Origin of the sequence: Adhaeribacter arboris, assembly GCF_003023845.1 — a bacterium.
In the GTDB taxonomy this organism is placed as follows: Bacteria; Bacteroidota; Bacteroidia; order Cytophagales; family Hymenobacteraceae; genus Adhaeribacter; species Adhaeribacter arboris.
The window spans coordinates 4,483,703-4,501,062 of record NZ_PYFT01000001.1 but is presented as its reverse complement, the minus strand read 5'-3'; the positions used below and the strand labels follow the sequence as shown (position 1 = coordinate 4,501,062).

The 17,360-nt window shown below is 40.8% G+C and carries 11 protein-coding genes and 1 pseudogene; 5 read left to right on the top strand and 7 right to left on the bottom strand.

Annotated elements, in window-relative coordinates:
• Positions 1-175 precede the first annotated feature (175 nt).
• The 5 genes from AHMF7605_RS18335 (at position 176) to AHMF7605_RS18315 (ending at position 5,855) form a co-directional block, all read left to right on the top strand.
• A complete protein-coding gene (locus AHMF7605_RS18335; protein ID WP_106931500.1) occupies positions 176-667 on the top strand; it encodes a YciE/YciF ferroxidase family protein in 492 nt (163 codons plus the stop codon).
• 199 nt (positions 668-866) lie between these two features.
• Positions 867-1,094 carry a hypothetical protein gene (locus tag AHMF7605_RS18330; protein ID WP_106931499.1) on the top strand — a complete coding sequence of 76 codons (228 nt, stop codon included), beginning with the start codon at positions 867-869 and terminating at the stop codon, positions 1,092-1,094.
• 348 nt (positions 1,095-1,442) lie between these two features.
• A complete protein-coding gene (locus tag AHMF7605_RS18325) occupies positions 1,443-1,982 on the top strand; it encodes an RlpA-like double-psi beta-barrel domain-containing protein (RefSeq protein ID WP_106931498.1) in 540 nt (179 codons plus the stop codon).
• A 717-nt stretch (positions 1,983-2,699) separates the two neighbouring features.
• A complete protein-coding gene (locus AHMF7605_RS18320) occupies positions 2,700-5,045 on the top strand; it encodes a TonB-dependent receptor (RefSeq protein ID WP_106931497.1) in 2,346 nt (781 codons plus the stop codon).
• A 21-nt stretch (positions 5,046-5,066) separates the two neighbouring features.
• A complete protein-coding gene (locus AHMF7605_RS18315; RefSeq protein WP_106931496.1) occupies positions 5,067-5,855 on the top strand; it encodes a DUF4249 domain-containing protein in 789 nt (262 codons plus the stop codon).
• 86 nt (positions 5,856-5,941) lie between these two features.
• On the opposite strand, the gene AHMF7605_RS18310 is transcribed toward AHMF7605_RS18315, so the two are convergent.
• The 7 genes and pseudogenes from AHMF7605_RS18310 to ileS all read right to left on the bottom strand — a co-directional run bounded on the left by AHMF7605_RS18310 (position 5,942) and on the right by ileS (position 17,152).
• On the bottom strand, positions 5,942-6,451 hold the full coding sequence (locus AHMF7605_RS18310; protein WP_106931495.1) for a fasciclin domain-containing protein: 510 nt from the start codon (positions 6,449-6,451) through the stop codon (positions 5,942-5,944).
• Positions 6,452-6,687: 236 nt separating this feature from the next.
• Entirely contained in the window at positions 6,688-7,311 is a 624-nt protein-coding gene (locus tag AHMF7605_RS18305) for a rhomboid family intramembrane serine protease (RefSeq protein ID WP_106931494.1), read from the bottom strand.
• Positions 7,312-7,382: 71 nt separating this feature from the next.
• A pseudogene (locus tag AHMF7605_RS18300) lies at positions 7,383-8,371 on the bottom strand (polyprenyl synthetase family protein).
• A gap of 24 nt (positions 8,372-8,395) precedes the next feature.
• Entirely contained in the window at positions 8,396-10,687 is a 2,292-nt protein-coding gene (rnr, locus tag AHMF7605_RS18295) for a ribonuclease R (RefSeq protein ID WP_106931493.1), read from the bottom strand.
• A 168-nt stretch (positions 10,688-10,855) separates the two neighbouring features.
• On the bottom strand, positions 10,856-12,667 hold the full coding sequence (locus AHMF7605_RS18290) for an ABC transporter ATP-binding protein (RefSeq protein ID WP_106931492.1): 1,812 nt from the start codon (positions 12,665-12,667) through the stop codon (positions 10,856-10,858).
• Positions 12,668-12,969: 302 nt separating this feature from the next.
• A complete protein-coding gene (locus AHMF7605_RS18285) occupies positions 12,970-13,632 on the bottom strand; it encodes a lipoprotein signal peptidase (RefSeq protein WP_106931491.1) in 663 nt (220 codons plus the stop codon).
• Positions 13,633-13,750: 118 nt separating this feature from the next.
• Positions 13,751-17,152, bottom strand: a complete 3,402-nt coding sequence (gene ileS / locus AHMF7605_RS18280; RefSeq protein ID WP_106931490.1) for an isoleucine--tRNA ligase — start codon at positions 17,150-17,152, stop codon at positions 13,751-13,753.
• Positions 17,153-17,360: the final 208 nt, after the last annotated feature.

Here is a 17,360-nt window from a genome sequence, read left to right as displayed (position 1 = left end):
TTCGCTTTATCGCAAATAATTTTAGGTTATTTAAAACCATAAACGTTAGCTAATTAAGTAAGATTTACCGTTTATTCAGGAAGTAAAAAGCTAAAAGCAGGACTAACACTTTTACGAGTAACCCGTATAGTTGAAGCAATACAAACCGATTCTAAACTTATTAAATAATAGAACTATGAGTAAATTAAAAAATCTGGACGAACTGTTTCAACACGAAATAAAAGATTTATACAGCGCCGAAAAACAATTAATTCAAGCGCTGCCTAAAATGGCGGAGTCGGCCACCGACGCCAAATTAAAGCAACAGTTTGAACAGCATTTAGAAGAAACCAAAGCCCAGAAAGAACGCCTAGAAAAAGTTTGCGAACTGCTCGGCATATCTCTCGGCCGGATAAAATGCAAAGCTATGGAAGGTTTAATTGAAGAAGGTCAGGAACTGATAGCCGAAGATGCCGAACCAGAAGTAAAAGATGCCGGTTTAATTGCCAGCGCGCAACGGATCGAACATTATGAAATTTCGGGGTATGGTACCGCTGCTCATTTTGCCGAACGCCTGGGCCACGCCGAAGCTTTTCAATTGTTAAGCGAAACGCTAAAAGAAGAGCAAACCGCCGATACCAAACTGAATAAACTGGCCAAAGGCTATATCAACCAGAAAGCCGAGTAAAATAAAACCTTACTAAAGAAAAGAACCTGTTTATGCAACAGGTTCTTTTCTTTTACCTCCATTTTAAATAAAACGCATTCTATTATTTATTGCGGTTAGTATTTACTATTCGTGCTAGTTGCTTATCTAATAAATAACCTTTGCCTCTTAACGGAGTAAAATAGTTTTTAAGCTGCTTACTCATTTAAATTTTTGAAATATGGAAAAGAAAAAACCGCAGGAAAATAAACTTACCGACGAGCAAACCCAAACCCGCGCGGGAGAGCTAACCGGTTCGGACGATGATAAAGTAAAACGTACCATGCTAGGCACCGGTGCCAGTAAATCAGATGAAAACTGGGACCAGGAGCAACGGCAAGAAGATGAACGTGACTTAGAAGACCGCGATACCAACGATGGCGATGCCAATACCGAAAATAACTTTTAAATAGAGCGTTTAGCAGTAAGTTTTTAAAGAAGCAAAAGAAAACTTACTGCTAAACATTTTGTATGTTTCAAAAAAAATAAAAAAATTTTACTGGAAATAGTACTATAACACTAGGAATACAATTTAAATAAAAAGCTCCCCATGAAACATACGACTTGCCTGATATTTTATTGAATTAACCTCATTTAGCCAAAAGCGCCGGTTTCACACTCTATTTATTCCTTCCTTTTTCAACTTGATATAATTAAAAAAAGAAATTTTAACAAAAAACTGGAATAAACTAATTTGTAAAAGCTACCGTTTAAGAGTAATTACCAATGAAATTAGTGTCCAACCAATTGTTCCAACATGTTAAGATACAAAATCGATGGTATTTTCTTCTTATTTATTTCTTTAGTCTCATTCCCGCATCTTGCGTCCTATTCAAAGGAAGAAAAACCACAGCACACCAATCACCTATTTGAGAGCCTTATTAATAGAGCTACCTCACTTAAATTAACGCGTAAGCATACTCCTAAAAAATTAGAAAAAACAAAAAGCTTTACCGAAGAAAAAACAATCACCCACGTTACTGCCTCTGTTTATTACCCGGAAGAAGCTCAAACCGATTCCACTCCGTTAATTACCGCCGATGGTTCCCAAATTAACGAAACCCATCCTAAAAAACACAAATGGATTGCCGTATCCCGTAACTTACTTACCCGCTGGGGCGGCCATATAGATTACGGCGATAAAGTACACGTAAGCGGCATTTCTAAACGCCTCGATGGAGTATACATTGTGCGGGATACCATGAAAAAGCGCTTGCGTAACCGCATTGATATTTTAGTAGGCCCTGATGATAAAGTAATGGGCCATTGGAGTGGCGTGAAGCTTACAAAATTATAATTATCTTTTATACCGCGGTTTGTGGTTAAAATTCCTGATTCCTTCTGATATACTCTTCTAAACCTTATTCGGAATTAATGTTCCGATAAATCCGATAAATAAAGAGAGCCGCCTCGCTATACACTAACAGGCGGCTCTTTTTATTTTAGTGATAAACAAGCTTAGCCTTTTATTTCTAAGCAGGTCATTTTTTAAAATTATATTGCCTTTATATCATTAACTAATGCTATGTTCACGATCGAACATCGTAGAAGGAATACTTTTAATTTTATTTTTTCAAAACCAACCATTTAAAGATTAGTCCCCACTTTGGTTAAGGACGGAAAAATTATTTATACGTGATATATAAGCTCCACTACTACCAGAAATAAATTTTCAAAATCAAGGAACGAAATACTATACGTTCAGGTGCTTCCTTGAAAAGTACTGAGTAGTAGCGATGTATCTATGCGACAAACAGATGAACAGTTAGATAGCAACTCATTTAGCTTGTTTCAATTACTCCAATTTTCTTATTATACCTCCAATAAAGCCACTGCATGTGAAAGGCATTTAAAAGGTAAAACCACCATTCGTCACGGATTTTTGGGTGTTTTAGCAATAAAATAACTTTTATAAGTTGCAAAAAGCCCTTTCGTGTTTTTGTTTTGCGCTTCCATTACAAACATAGCTCTACCATTTAAAACAATTAACCCATCCACTTTTACTTTAACAACTATGAAAACCTTTCTTTTCCGGGTACTTTTCACTGCGCTAGTGGTAAGTCTCGGAACCTTCTTGCCCGCTGCGGCGCAGGAAAAAGTAACCTTAAGCGGCTACCTTAAAAACAAAGCTTCCGGCGAAGGTTTAATTGGCGCCAGCATTGGCGTTAAAGAGCTGGCCGGAGTAGGCGCTACTACCAACGAGTACGGCTTTTACTCGCTTACTTTACCTAAAGGCAATTACACTGTTTTATTTTCTTATCTCGGTTATGCTCCGGTTAGCCAAGCTGTTACACTTACCGCCAATAAAAAGCTGGAGGTAGAATTAGCCGAGAATAATACGGCTCTGCGCGAAGTAGAAATTACCGCCCGCAAAGAAGATGAAAACGTGAAAACCATGGAAATGAGTACCCTAAAAATGCAGGTAACCGAACTCAAAAAAATGCCGGCTCTTATGGGCGAAGTAGATGTAATTAAAGCCATTCAGCTCATGCCTGGCGTACAAACGGCTGGCGAAGGAACATCGGGTTTTTACGTGCGCGGCGGGGGCGTAGACCAAAATCTGATTCAATTGGATGAAGCCCCGGTGTACAATGCCTCGCATTTACTGGGCTTTTTCTCGGTTTTTAACGCTGATGCCATTAAAGACGTGCAGTTGTATAAAGGCGGCATTCCGGCCGAATATGGCGGGCGATTGTCTTCTTTGCTCGATATCCGGATGAAGGAAGGGAACTCCAAGAAGCTGGGCGTTTCGGGCGGTATTAGTACGCTTTCGAGCCGGTTAACCGTGGAAGCTCCCATTGTGAAGGATAAAGGTTCGTTTATCGTGTCCGGGCGCCGCACTTACGCCGATTTATTTTTTAAATTAAGCTCCGACGAGGCTTTAAAAGAAAACAAACTTTACTTCTATGACCTTAACCTAAAAGCTAATTACACCCTAAACGACAACAACCGGTTGTTTGTATCGGGTTATTTTGGCCGCGATGTCGCTAAAAATTTAACGGCTTCTTTTAACTGGGGCAATGCTACCGGCACGCTGCGCTGGAACCATTTATTTAACGACCGGCTGTTCTCCAACACTACCTTAATTTTCAGCGATTTTGATTATTCTTTGGGTTCCACCGATAAATCATCGGAATTTACCTGGACCTCACATATTAAAGACTATAGCCTGAAAAACGATTACACGTTCTATATTAACCCGCGCAACCAGGTTAAATTTGGTTTCACCGGCACGTACCATCAATTTTTACCGGGTAAAGTAGTACCCGGTCCGGAATCGTATTTCAACGAAATTAAACTAAATTCTACGAGCGCTGTAGACGGTGCCCTTTACCTGAGTAACCAGCAAACGCTTTCGCCGCGCTTATCCGTTGAATACGGCTTACGTTTATCGGGCTTTGCCAACGTAGGTCCTGGTACGATTTACGAATACGGCTCGGATGGCCGCACCAAAGTAGACAGCACTGTGTATGGCTCCTTGGAAAAAATTAAATCTTACGGTGGCTTAGAACCCCGTTTTTCGGCCAAATTTGAGTTAAATGAGCTAAGTTCCATTAAAACCTCTTACAACCGCACCCGCCAGTACTTACATTTAATTTCTAATTCTACGTCTTCGTTGCCTTTTGATGTGTGGGTACCGAGCAACCAATATACCAAACCGCAGTACGCCGACCAGGTAGCGGCTGGTTATTTCCGCAACTTGCACGATAACATGTTCGAAACCTCGGTGGAAGTATATTATAAAAAAATGTACAACCAGATTGATTATAAAGATAACGCCGAGATTTTCTTGAATAACCGCATTGATACCGTATTGCTGCGCGGTGAAGGCAAATCGTACGGGGCTGAGTTTTTTGTACGCAAGCAAAAAGGTGCTTTAACGGGTTGGTTGAGTTACACTTTAGCCAAAACCGACCGCAAAGTACCGGGCATTAATAATGGCAATGCTTACCCGGTACGCTACGATAAACGCCATTCAATAAATCTGGTAACAACATACCAGTTAAGCCCTAAATGGAACATAGGCGCCAATTGGGTGTATTATACTGGCGGTGCCATTACCATGCCCGTGGGTAGGTTTGAGTACAACGGTAAAACTTTCCCGGTTTATTCATCCCGGAACGGGTATCGTTTACCGGCTTACCACCGTCTGGATTTATCGGCAACCCTGGAAAAACCGCAAACTGCTTACAAGCGCTACTTTAGTTCCTGGACCTTTTCGGTGTATAACGCGTACTCGCGCAAAAATGCGTTCTCTATTTCTTTCCGCGAAAACGAAGACAATCCGGGCCGCACCGAAGCCGTGAAAACCTATATGTTCGGCATTATTCCGGCGGTTACTTACAATTTCAACTTTTAATCTTTCCAAAAGTATTTCATCATGAAAAATATATTTGCATTCTTCAGCTTATTCATGCTTGCTCTTACCGGCTGCGAGCAGGTAATTGATTACGAACTCCAGGAAGGCACTCCGAAAATAGTGATTGAAGGCCTAGTTACGAATCAGCCTGGTCCATATACCGTGCGGGTATCTAAAACTTTGGGGTTTCTGCAAAATGGCCAAACGCCCGGCATTACCGATGCCGAAGTAACTATTTCCGATGATAAAGGCCACTCCGAAGTGCTGCAAGCCAAGGAAAACGGTATTTATCAAACCAAAGACTTGGTAGGCACTGTTGGCAATACCTACTTTTTGAAAGTAAAAGTTAACGGCCAGGAGTATACCAGCCAGTCGTACTTAAAGCCGGTTACTTCCCTGGATTCGGTTACTTATAAATTCAAAGAAAAGAACGCCGAAACGGACGAAGGTTATTACGCCACCATCTATTTTCAGGAGCCGAAAGGCAAAGGCGATTACTATCGCTTTAACATTTGGGTGAACGAAGAACAAGAAGACGATATAGTAGCCATTAACGACGAAGTATACGATGGCAACTACGGCGACCCGGAGATTGATATTGCGCTGAAAAAAGGTGATAAACTACGGGTAGAAATGCTTTCGCTGGACCGAGCCGGTTACGATTTCCTGCGGGTATTGGGAACCATGCAATATTACACCGGTGGCCCCTTTGATGCGCCACCGGCCAATGCTCCCAGCAATATTAGCAACGGAGCCGTTGGTTACTTTGGCGCCTCAGCCGCCACGGTAATAAACTCTACGGTGGAATAATAGTATTTAACTTACAACTTTATTATAAAAAGGCTCAACCAGTAATTTAGTTGGGCCTTTTTAGTAAACCTTAATTTTAAAGTTAACTACTCTAAATTTTTAGGCTGCAGAATATCGGCAATAGAATGAATAACGCCATTCTTGGCCATTTCATTCGTACGGTTAACCGGTACACTATCCACTAAAACTTCTCGCTTTTTTCTAAAAACCGTAAGGCTATCGCCCGCCAAAGTAGGTAAGGTAAGGCTGTCTTTTAAATCAGTTAACAGATACTTACCGGGAACAATGTGGTGCAGAAGTATGGCTCTAAGTTTTTGCGCGTTTTCGTACTGCAGTTCTTGTAAAGCTTCTTCGGAGGGAGCAAAAAAAGTATATACTTCCTTTTCGGATAAAGTAGTTAAAACATCCGCTTGAAATGTTAATTCCAGTAAAATAGGCCGCTCGCTGGATAGAGCAATTGCATCGGCTAAAGTAATGTTTGTTTGATTGTTAACGAATAAAGAACTACTTGTTGATAAGAGTTGAGCTAATACAATGCCTCCGCTAAAATTTAGCGTGAACAGATAGATGGTCAACAAGCCAACCCAACGTTTCATAGGGGCATATGACGTAAAAAAGGCGCAAATCTATAGTATAGTTTATACGGTTCTTTAGAAGAATCAGGCAGTAAGAAACTAACAATTTAGCAACTTATGGAAGATAAATTTTTACCATCCGGCTGAATGGCAATCCCACCTAGCTAAAGGTTTACATTTTAGTAAATAGTAAATGAGTAAGGTGGAGAAAGGAAAATTAGTTAATTTAGTATGCCTATATTACTGATACATTCGGCTTAAAAGATACGCCAACCTCTAATTTGCTCAATAAAGTTAAGGCCGGCGCCATCTACTAATAAAAAGCTAAGTACAAACCCAAAAATAGCTCCGTAAAAATGAGCACTATGGTTAATAGCTCCTCCCATGCGTTGGGCTTCGTAGTACGAATAGATAAGATAAAGCAAGCCAAAAATGAACCCTGGCATACAAATAAAAGCAAACAAACAAATGCTGTTTAAAGGGTTAAATAAAATACCCGAAAATATAACCGCCGAAACTGCTCCGGAAGCACCTAAAGCCCGGTAATCAACGTCTTTTTTGTGCTTCATGTAAGTAGGTACATCGGCAACAATCATCCCTCCCAGATAAATGAGCAAGTAGAGCGCAATACCCATTTCATAACCAAAATTAGACATAAACACCCGCTCTACTACTCCACCGAAAAAATACAGCGAAAGCATGTTAAAGAACAAATGCGTCCAGTCGGCGTGCAGAAAGCCAGAAGTAACAAACCGGTACCATTGATTCTTCTTGTTAACGCTAAACGGATGAAAAATCCATCTATCCAATAAATTCGGATGCGACCAGGCATAAATAGAAATTCCGGAAGTTAGAATAATAAGAATCAGAGTAATACTCATGATTTAATTGTTGAGTGGTTAATAATTGCTTTTGGTAACTGGTAACTAGTAATTGATAAATGGTACATGATTCAGCTTTCTCGCGCCATTAAATCTAAGGCTAGATTTTCTAATAATTCTTTGCGTTCGTTAGGCGCTTTTACGGCGTGTAAACTTTGCATCGCTTCTTCAAAGTAAAAGTTTATTTTCTCCTGCGTTTGCGCTTTTACCTGAAGTTGATCATAGATAGCCGTTACTTCAGCAATTTTCTGTTCGGGCAGGTAAACCGCTTGGTTTTTATATTTAGAAAGCACTTCTTTTTGCGCCGGAGTAGCTTGTTCCCAAGCTGTTAATAGCAAAAAGGTTTTTTTATCGGCTAAAATATCCCCTCCTACTTGCTTGCCAAATTTTTCCCGGTCGCCGTATACATCCAGCAAGTCATCGCGTAACTGAAAAGCAATGCCAATATTAATTCCAAAGTTTTTCAATAACAAAGCATCGTTATCTGAGGCATTATTTAAAATAGCCCCAGTTCCAGACTAAAACCCAGAAGAACGGCAGTTTTAAGGGTAATCATGTGCAGGTAATCGGGGATACTCACTTCCTGACTGCTCTCAAAATTCATGTCGAACTGTTGCCCTTCGCAAACCTGAGCGGCTGTATGGCTAAATAGAGTGAGTACTTTACGTAACTTACTCGTTTCAACTCCCAGGAAAAACTCGTAGGCCCGTACTAACATGACGTCGCCGCTTAAAATAGCAATGTTCTGGTTCCACTTTTCGTGTACGGTAGGTTTGCCCCGCCGGAGCGGAGCTTTATCCATAATGTCGTCGTGGAGAAGCGAAAAATTGTGGAAAACTTCGGTACCAATGGCTGGCAAAAGTACGTGTTCTAATGCATCACCAAATAATTGCGCGGCGAGCAAAGTAAGCAAAGGCCGGATGCGTTTCCCGCCCAGACGCATAATGTACCGGATAGGCTCGTATAATTCCGTTGGGTTATCCCCAAAAGAGAGGGTGGATATCGTTTGATTTATTTTTAGAGAAAAGTCGGCGATATCCGCCGGTAATGGGTGCTGCAATGGCTGGTTCAAAGTTCTTACGTTTTATTCGTCGAAACCGTAAAAATCTTTAATGTTACGGCCCTCTGTTTTTTCTTTTTTAGAAGTAGTTTCCGATTTCTTACTCCGGTTAGTCTTCTTTTCCTCTTTCTGTTCCTTAGCCAGGAGCAAATCGATGGTACGGTCGTTCAAATTTACACCTTTTACTTCTACCATTACTTCATCCCCAAAAGAAATTATCCGTTTACTGCGCCGGCCAATAATGCGGTAATTTTGCGCATCCAATTCATAATAATCATCGTCCATGTCGCTTAACCGTACCATGCCTTCGCATTTATTCTCCTGAATCTCCACGTATAAGCCCCACTCCGTTACTCCGGAAATAATTCCTTTAAACTGTTGACCAATGGTATCCTGCATAAATTCTACTTGCTTGTATTTAATGGAAGCCCGTTCCGCATCTGCCGCCCGTTTTTCCATTTCGGAAGAATATTTACATCTTTCTTCGTACTCTTCTTTATTTTGTGATTTGCCCCCGTTTAAGTAATGGAAGATTAACCGGTGCGCCATCATATCCGGGTACCGGCGAATAGGCGAAGTAAAATGTGAATAATGGCTAAAACCTAAACCAAAGTGACCTAAAGGCTCCGTAGTATATTTAGCCTTGGCCATGGTGCGAATAGCCAAATTTTGCAGGACGTTTTGTTCTGGTTTTCCTTCGGTTTGCTCAGCTAATTTATTTAACTCATTCGAAATTTTATCAATGTTATCCACCGTTAAATTATATCCGAAACGCTTGGCAAATATCGAAAAGTTGGTCAGCTTGTCCGGGTCAGGAGCATCGTGCGTGCGGTAAACCATAGTATTCCGGACTTTGGTTTTCTTCAGGTTAAACACAAACTCCGCCACTTTACGGTTAGCCAGCAACATAAACTCTTCAATGAGTTTATGGGCATCTTTCCGTTCTTTTATAAATACCGATACGGGCTTGCCTTGTTCGTCGAGCTTAAATTTTACTTCTACCGTCTCAAAACTAATAGCACCATTTTTAAAGCGCTTATCTTTTAACTCGTGCGCAATTTTGTTTAGCGTTAATATTTCCGAAGCAAAATCGCCTTCGCCGGTTTCTATGCGTTGCTGAGCTTCTTCGTAAGTAAACCGCCGGTCAGAGTAAATAATGGTTTTACCAATCCACTGGTCATATAATTTACCGGTTTCATCGAGCTCAAACACCGCCGAAAAAGTGAGTTTTTCTTCGTGCGGCCGTAGCGAACACAAACCATTCGATAATTTTTCGGGCAGCATCGGAATGGTCCGATCTACTAAATAAACGGAAGTAGCCCGGTGATATGCTTCGCGCTCTAATGCTGATTTTTCCTGAATGTAATGGGTTACATCGGCAATGTGCACGCCAATTTCCCAATGGCCATTTTCGAGTTGCTGAATAGATAAGGCATCGTCAAAATCCTTCGCGTCGAGCGGGTCAATGGTAAAGGTGGTAATACTCCGGAAATCACGCCGTTGGGCAATTTCTTCTTCCGGAATAACAACCGGAATAGCTTCCGCTTCTTTTTCTACATTTTCGGGAAACTCAAAGGGCAAACCGAACTCGGCCATTATAGAGTTAATTTCTGCCTCGTTCTCGCCGGCCGGGCCAAATACCCGCACTACTTTACCAATGGGGCTTTTATTGCTGGAAGTAGGCCATTCGGTTATTTTTACTAATACTTTGTCCCCATTATTTGCATTTAACAGGTCATTCTCGCCTACAAATACATCAAAGTAAAGCTTTTTAAAATCGGGGACTATAAAAGCAAAGTTTTTAGAAAGCTCTACTTTACCCACAATTTCATCTTTCGCCCGTTCTATAATTTCTACTACTTCGCCTTCCGGACGGTCGCCGCCCGAAGAATAAAGTCTTACTTTTACGCGATCGCCCCCCATAGCAAACATCAGTTTTTCACTGAATACCCGCACATCTTCTTCGGTTTCATCGGAAACGATGTACGCGTATTTTGGATTAGCTAAATCAACGATGCCCGTTATATAAGTAGAAGTACTGTTTAAAACGTAATTATTGCCTTCGAGTAACGTAAGCTTACCTTCTTTCCGGAGTTGCTTTAAATACTCGTTAATTAAATCGCGGCCGGCTTTGTCGTTTACGCCTAACCGTCGTGATAATTGTTTATAGCCAAATACTTTATCCGGATTACCCGCAAATATTTTAAATAATCTGGATTTAGTTACCGCTAGTTCTTGTCCCCGTGCTTTGCTGGTTCCTGCTTTTTCCGCACGATTGCTACCACGGGTGGATGTTGCTTTTTCTTTATTTCGCATGTATTTGTATTAATGAAGAAATCTAAGCCAAAATAGTAACACTTGCACATTTAATTACTTACTAATAAGTAACTAAGGAGTTTACTAAAATTCAGCTTGTTTTAAAATTTTTAAAATTTGTTACAGGTAATCCCGAAGATATACTACCAAAGTACCAGGTTTGTTTAATTATAAAGCTTTGGCCGCTATTTGGAGCGCCCGCTTTTGTTGGGCCGCCACAATATCTTGTATATCACCGGTTGGAATTGCCTGGATAAGCGTGCGGGTATAATCGTGCTGCGGATGGCTATAAATTTGCTCAGCAGGGCCGCTTTCTACTATTTTCCCTTCACTCATCACAAATATACGATCGGCCATAAAGCGAGCCACAGCTAAATCGTGGGTGATGAACAGGTAAGTAATCCCGAAGTCGTTCTTTAATTTATTTAACAGATTAAGTACCTGAGCTTGCACCGAAACATCTAAAGCCGAAACAGATTCATCACAAATGATGCATTGCGGTTGTAATGCTAACGCTCGGGCAATGGAAATTCGTTGTCGCTGCCCACCGGAAAATTCGTGTGGATAACGGGAGTAATGCTCCGCGCTTAAGTTCACAGTTTGAAGCAGTTCTACTACGCGTTCTTTTCTTTCTGCTTCTGTATTATAAACATTATGTACGCGCATAGGTTCCATTATGGCTTCTCCAATAGTGTGCATTGGATTTAAAGAAGCGTACGGGTCCTGAAAAATCATTTGTAATTTACGGCGTTCCTGGCGCAACTCTTTCCCAGATAAACTGGCGACATTTACGTTATTAAAAATAATCTGCCCACTCGTAGGCTTCACCATTTTCAAAATTGTCCGCCCCAAGGTAGTTTTTCCACAACCTGATTCTCCCACTAAAGCAATTGTTTCACCTGGGTAAATTTCAAAACTCACGCCATCCACCGCTTTAATTACCTCCTGTGAACGGGAAAACAAAGGTTTCCGGACCGGAAAGTGTACTTCTACGTTTTTGACAATTAACAAAGGGGTATTGTTTAGGACTTCATTTCTTCGTATTTGGTTAGTTGCTGCATTTACGTTAAAAGCAGCTTTATTCTCAGGAAGCAATTGCTTTTCGGTCATGGTTCCGTCTGGTTCTACCTGCATGAAATCTGCTACCGTTGGTAACCATTTTCTGCCAAAAGATAAGGCTGGCCGGCAGGCCAATAAGCCTTTGGTATAAGGATGCTGTGGATTACTGAATATTTGTAAAACCGAACCTTGTTCTACTATTTTCCCCTTGTACATTACCAGAACCCGATCGGCAATCTCGGCTACTACGCCTAAATCGTGCGTTATAAACAGAATAGATGTTCGGTGCTGCATCCGCAAATCATTTAATAAGTCTAGAACGCGGGCCTGCACTGTTACGTCTAAAGCGGTGGTGGGCTCATCGGCAATAAGAATAGCCGGATTACAAGCCATAGCCATGGCAATCATTACCCTTTGCTTCTGTCCCCCGGATATTTCGTGCGGATAGGCTTTTAAAATTTTAGCCGGACGAGGAAGTTTAACTAACTCGAAAAGTTCTAAGGTCTTTTCGGTTGCTTGTTTTTTAGACAAACCTTTATGCAATTCCAGAACTTCTCTCACCTGAAAGCCACAGGTATAAACTGGGTTTAAGGAAGTCATCGGTTCCTGAAAAATCATGGAAATTTCGTTACCCCTTATCTTTTGAATTTGCTTCTCGGGCAATTCCAGTAAATTTACCTGCCCAAACTGGCGTGACTGATAAATAATTTCGCCCCCACTAATTTTCCCGGGAGGACTGTTGATAAGTCGTAAAATAGATAAAGCCGTGACGGATTTACCCGAACCAGATTCACCCACAATGGCAATAGTTTCCCCGGAAAGTAAATCGAAGGAAATACCATCCACCGCTTTTGCGCTACCCCGGGGCGAGCTAAATTCAGTTTGCAGATGGTTAATTTTTAATAAGGAGGTTTCTGGCATTGAAGCAAGTTAAATTTTTGTATGGCAAGTAGCTAAATCTTGGTCTAAAAGTCTATTTAATTTACTCTTTCAAATGCTAATCGTTTGAAGAGCGTTCTGTTATAGATAATTTCTAACTCCCATTAAGCACTTTTCGGATATTGCTAATTCTGATGATGAAAATAGTAAATTCACTTAAGATAACGAATGAAATTCTACCGGGAAGATTTCGGAGTTTCATTTTGAAAGGAAAGACGAATTACTTTAAAACAAAGAAGCCCTACTAAATAGCAGGGCTTCTTTGTTTTAAAGTAATTTAAATTTTATGCTTCTAATTTAGCATTCGTGGTTTCTGGTTGGTTATCAGCTGGGGTTTCTTCCGGACTTCCTGATAATATCCTTCTATCCGGTAAACTGGAAAAGAAGCGTTTCTGATTAAACAAAATAATCAAGACGCCAATAAAAATAGCCGAATCAGCGACGTTAAAAATTGGCCACAACGACATAGCTTGACCGCCTAATACGGGAACCCAATACGGAATGATACCTTCCCAAATATCCAGATAAAACATATCTACTACCTGACCGTGAAACCAAGGGGTTGGCGAACCAAACGGAGCGTTATCAAACCAAATTCCGTAGAAGATACTATCAATCAGGTTACCAATGGCCCCGCCTAAAATTAAGGCTACGCACCAGATAAAACCCGAATGCGCCCGATGTTTCCACAGATAATATAGGCCGTAACCAATGAACACCATGGCTACCATCCGGAACAAACTTAAAATTAATTTACCGTAACTAGAACCTAACTCCACGCCAAAGGCCATTCCTGGGTTAAGAGTATAATGCAGCTTTGCCCACTCGCCAATTAAATGAATCTCGCCGGGTAATCCCATATCCATATTAAAATGGACCACAAATTTTACAATTTGATCAATAAGGATAACAACAAGGCTAAGCAGGTAATATTTATAATATTTCATCTACAAACTTTTACTATAAACGTTTGGGAGTTAGATAAACAAGTTCAATTATTAAACTTAAACAATTTTACTCTTACATAATTCCCAAAGCAATTAATTATCAAAAAATTACCTACTTTTAAACTACTTCCAGCTTGGCAGTAAGGGTAAATTCGTCAATTTCCAGAGCCGTACCATCGGCTATTATTTCGGTTAATTGCACATCCGTAGCCTGAGTTTCTTCGCTGATGTATTTCTCAAAAGCTTGTACAGCGGCATTCACTTCGGCATTATTATTTTGTAACGAAATCCGGATACGATCCTGTACATCTAACCCGCTATCTTTCCGCAGGTTTTGAATACGGTTTACCAGATCACGGGCAATACCTTCCTGCTTTAAAGCTTCGGTAAGTGTAATATCTAAAGCCACCGTTAATTTACCTTCGGATGCTACCAGCCAACCCGGAATGTCTTCGGAAGAAATTTCTACATCGTCCGAGGTAATTATTACCGTATCATTGCCCAACAGAATTTCAAAACCATTTTCTTTTTCCAGCTTGTTAATTTCATCCTGGTTCATCTTCTGAATAGCGGCCGCTACTTCTTTCAGGCGCGGACCGAAAATCTGACCTAGCTTTTTAAAATTAGGTTTAATTTTCTTTACCAATATACCGGATGTATCATCAATGTATTCAATAGCTTTCACGTTTACCTCCGATAAAATTAAATCGGCTACGGCTTCTATTTGCGTCTTTGTTTTCCCGTTAAGCACCGGTATTAAAATACGCGATAAAGGTTGCCGTACTTTCATGCTTTCTTTCTTCCGGAGCGAGTGCACCAGCGACGATATAGTTTGCGCTAAAGCCATTCTTTCTTCCAATTCGGCATCGATTGCTGATTCACTCACCTGGGGATAATCCGCTAAATGCACCGACTCTACTTGATTCTTACCAGATACCCGGTTCAAATCTAAGAAGAGCTGATCCATGTAGAAAGGGGCAACTGGGGCAGCTAATAAAGCTATTGTTTCCAGACACGTATAGAGCGTTTGGTAAGCCGCTACTTTATCTTGGTTGTACTCTCCTTTCCAGAACCGCTTACGGTTCAGGCGCACGTACCAGTTACTTAAATCATCGCTTACAAAATCCTGAATAGCACGGGTAGCTTTCGTTGGGTCATAATCGGCGTAAGCCGCATCTACCAATGTTAACAACGAATTTAATTTTGAGATTATCCACCGATCGCTTTCCGTCCGATTCTCTAAAGATACTTCTGCTTCGGCATACGTGAAATTGTCGAGGTTTGCGTAAAGCGCAAAGAACGAATAGGTATTCTGTAAAGTCCCGAAGAACCGGCGCTGTACCTCTACGATGCCGTCGGTATTAAATTTCAGGTTATCCCAAGGCGGCGCATTCGAAATCATGTACCAACGTGTCGCATCCGGTCCGTAGGTTTTAATGGTTTCGAACGGATCCACGGCATTGCCTAAGCGCTTGCTCATTTTATTGCCGTTTTTATCAAGAACTAACCCATTGGCCATTACATTTTTAAACGCCACGTTATCTTCCAACATAACCGCAATGGCGTGTAAAGTAAAGAACCAACCGCGCGTCTGGTCTACTCCTTCCGCAATAAAATCGGCGGGGAAGTTTTTCTGGAATATCTCTTTGTTCTCTAATGGGTAATGCCACTGGGCATAAGGCATAGCTCCCGAATCGAACCAAACGTCGATTAAGTCTGGTTCCCGGTACATTACTTTGCCCGATGGCGCTACCAAACGAATGTTATCCACATACGGCCGATGCAAATCCATTTCCGAAATTACAGTAGCTTCCATTATTCCAGCAGCAACAGCCTTATCTACTTCAGCTTGCAATTCAGCTACGGAGCCAATGCAAATTTCCTCAGTACCATCTTCGGTTCGCCAGATTGGTAAGGGCGTACCCCAATACCGGGAACGGGAAAGATTCCAGTCAACCAGGTTTTCGAGCCAATTACCGAAGCGGCCTGTACCCGTAGATTCCGGTTTCCAATTTATGGTTTTATTCAGTTCAACTAATCTACTTTTTACGGCTGTAGTTTTAATGAACCAAGCATCTAATGGATAATATAAAACCGGTTTATCTGTTCGCCACGAATGTGGATAGGTATGCTCGTATTTTTCAACCTTAAAGGCTTTATTTTCTTCTTTTAAAATGATTGAGATAATAATATCTGTTGTTTTATAATCCGGATTACTTTCATCTTCATTAGTATAATTCTTCACATAAAAGTCATCTGGGCCAAGGGCTTTATGCGTTTTGATTTTATATTTATCAACACCTTCCAGGAGCTTTACGCCAATTTCATTAATGAATTTTCCTCTTCTATCTACAGTAGGTAGCTCATTACCGGTTTCATCTTTTATAGTTAAGGCCGGAATACCGTGTTGTTTGGCTACGCGAAAGTCATCCGCTCCAAAAGTAGGTGACGTATGCACCACGCCGGTTCCGTCGGAGGTAGTAACAAAATCTCCCGCCACTACCTGGAATGCTTTATCGGCATCGTAGAATGGTTGCAGGTAAGGCATTAGTTGTTCGTACCGGATACCTACTAATTGCTTACCTGTAAATTCCTGAACAATCTCAAATGGAATGGCTTTATCTCCTGGTTTGTAATCTGCAAGTTTCAAGTTTTTACTTTTTTCGGAGAAATACTTACCTACCAGTTCTTTGGCAATTACCACACTTACCGGTTTATGCGTATAGGCATTAAATGTATTTACCTGCACATAAGCTATCTTTTCCCCTATGGCTAAAGCAGTATTTGACGGCAAGGTCCAGGGAGTAGTTGTCCAGGCAAGAATGAAGACATCACCAGTAGGCTTAGAGAAAAGAAATTCTGAATTAGAATCTTTAATAACTTTAAACTGGGCAACTATGGACGTATCTTTTACTTCTCTATAGCAGCCGGGCTGGTTTAGTTCGTGAGAGCTCAGTCCGGTACCATCAGAGGGCGAATACGGTTGAATGGTATAACCTTTATATAAAAATCCTTTTTCGTACAGCTTCTTTAAAAGCGCCCAAATAGATTCGATATAATCGTTTTCGAAGGTTATATACGGATTATCTAAGTCTACCCAATAACCCATTTTTTGAGTAAGATCATCCCACTGACTTTTATAACGCATCACGGTTTCGCGGCACCGAGCATTATAGTCCTCAATAGAAATTTTCTTACCTATATCTTCTTTAGTTATACCTAGTTCTTTTTCAACCTGAAGTTCAATCGGCAAGCCGTGCGTATCCCAGCCTCCTTTACGGTTTACCTGAAATCCTTTCAAAGTTTTGTAACGGCAAAAGATATCTTTTACGGCCCGGGCCATTACGTGGTGAATACCCGGTGTACCGTTTGCAGAAGGGGGACCTTCGTAAAAAACAAAAGAAGGATGTCCTTCCCGGGTTTCCACCGACTTTTCAAATATCTTGTTACTATTCCACCGTGCCAGCACTTCTTCGGCTAACTTAGCGTAGTTTAGGTTTTTGTACTCGTTATACTTCACTGTTATTATTTAACTTATTATCTTCTGGTATATCTTTTAATTTGCCTTATTAGCTTCACTATTAGTAATGTGGTGATTAGATCATTAATATTTAACCTATCTGCACACCTTGGTTCATAAGTATTAGTAAAAGCTTTAAGAACAAAATTAAGTTCGTAAAACTATTTAAGGTTAAATCCAAAAACTTAACACCTTGTGGTTTTGCTAC

Coding starts and splice junctions, on each gene's coding strand:
- AHMF7605_RS18315 (WP_106931496.1), top strand. CDS start 5,067: ATGAAAAATATATTTGCATTCTTCAGCTTATTCATGCTTGCTCTTACC.
- AHMF7605_RS18320 (WP_106931497.1), top strand. CDS start 2,700: ATGAAAACCTTTCTTTTCCGGGTACTTTTCACTGCGCTAGTGGTAAGT.
- AHMF7605_RS18285 (WP_106931491.1), bottom strand. CDS start 13,632: ATGAAATATTATAAATATTACCTGCTTAGCCTTGTTGTTATCCTTATT.
- AHMF7605_RS18305 (WP_106931494.1), bottom strand. CDS start 7,311: ATGAGTATTACTCTGATTCTTATTATTCTAACTTCCGGAATTTCTATT.
- AHMF7605_RS18310 (WP_106931495.1), bottom strand. CDS start 6,451: ATGAAACGTTGGGTTGGCTTGTTGACCATCTATCTGTTCACGCTAAAT.
- AHMF7605_RS18330 (WP_106931499.1), top strand. CDS start 867: ATGGAAAAGAAAAAACCGCAGGAAAATAAACTTACCGACGAGCAAACC.
- AHMF7605_RS18335 (WP_106931500.1), top strand. CDS start 176: ATGAGTAAATTAAAAAATCTGGACGAACTGTTTCAACACGAAATAAAA.
- rnr (WP_106931493.1), bottom strand. CDS start 10,687: ATGCGAAATAAAGAAAAAGCAACATCCACCCGTGGTAGCAATCGTGCG.
- AHMF7605_RS18290 (WP_106931492.1), bottom strand. CDS start 12,667: ATGCCAGAAACCTCCTTATTAAAAATTAACCATCTGCAAACTGAATTT.
- AHMF7605_RS18325 (WP_106931498.1), top strand. CDS start 1,443: ATGTTAAGATACAAAATCGATGGTATTTTCTTCTTATTTATTTCTTTA.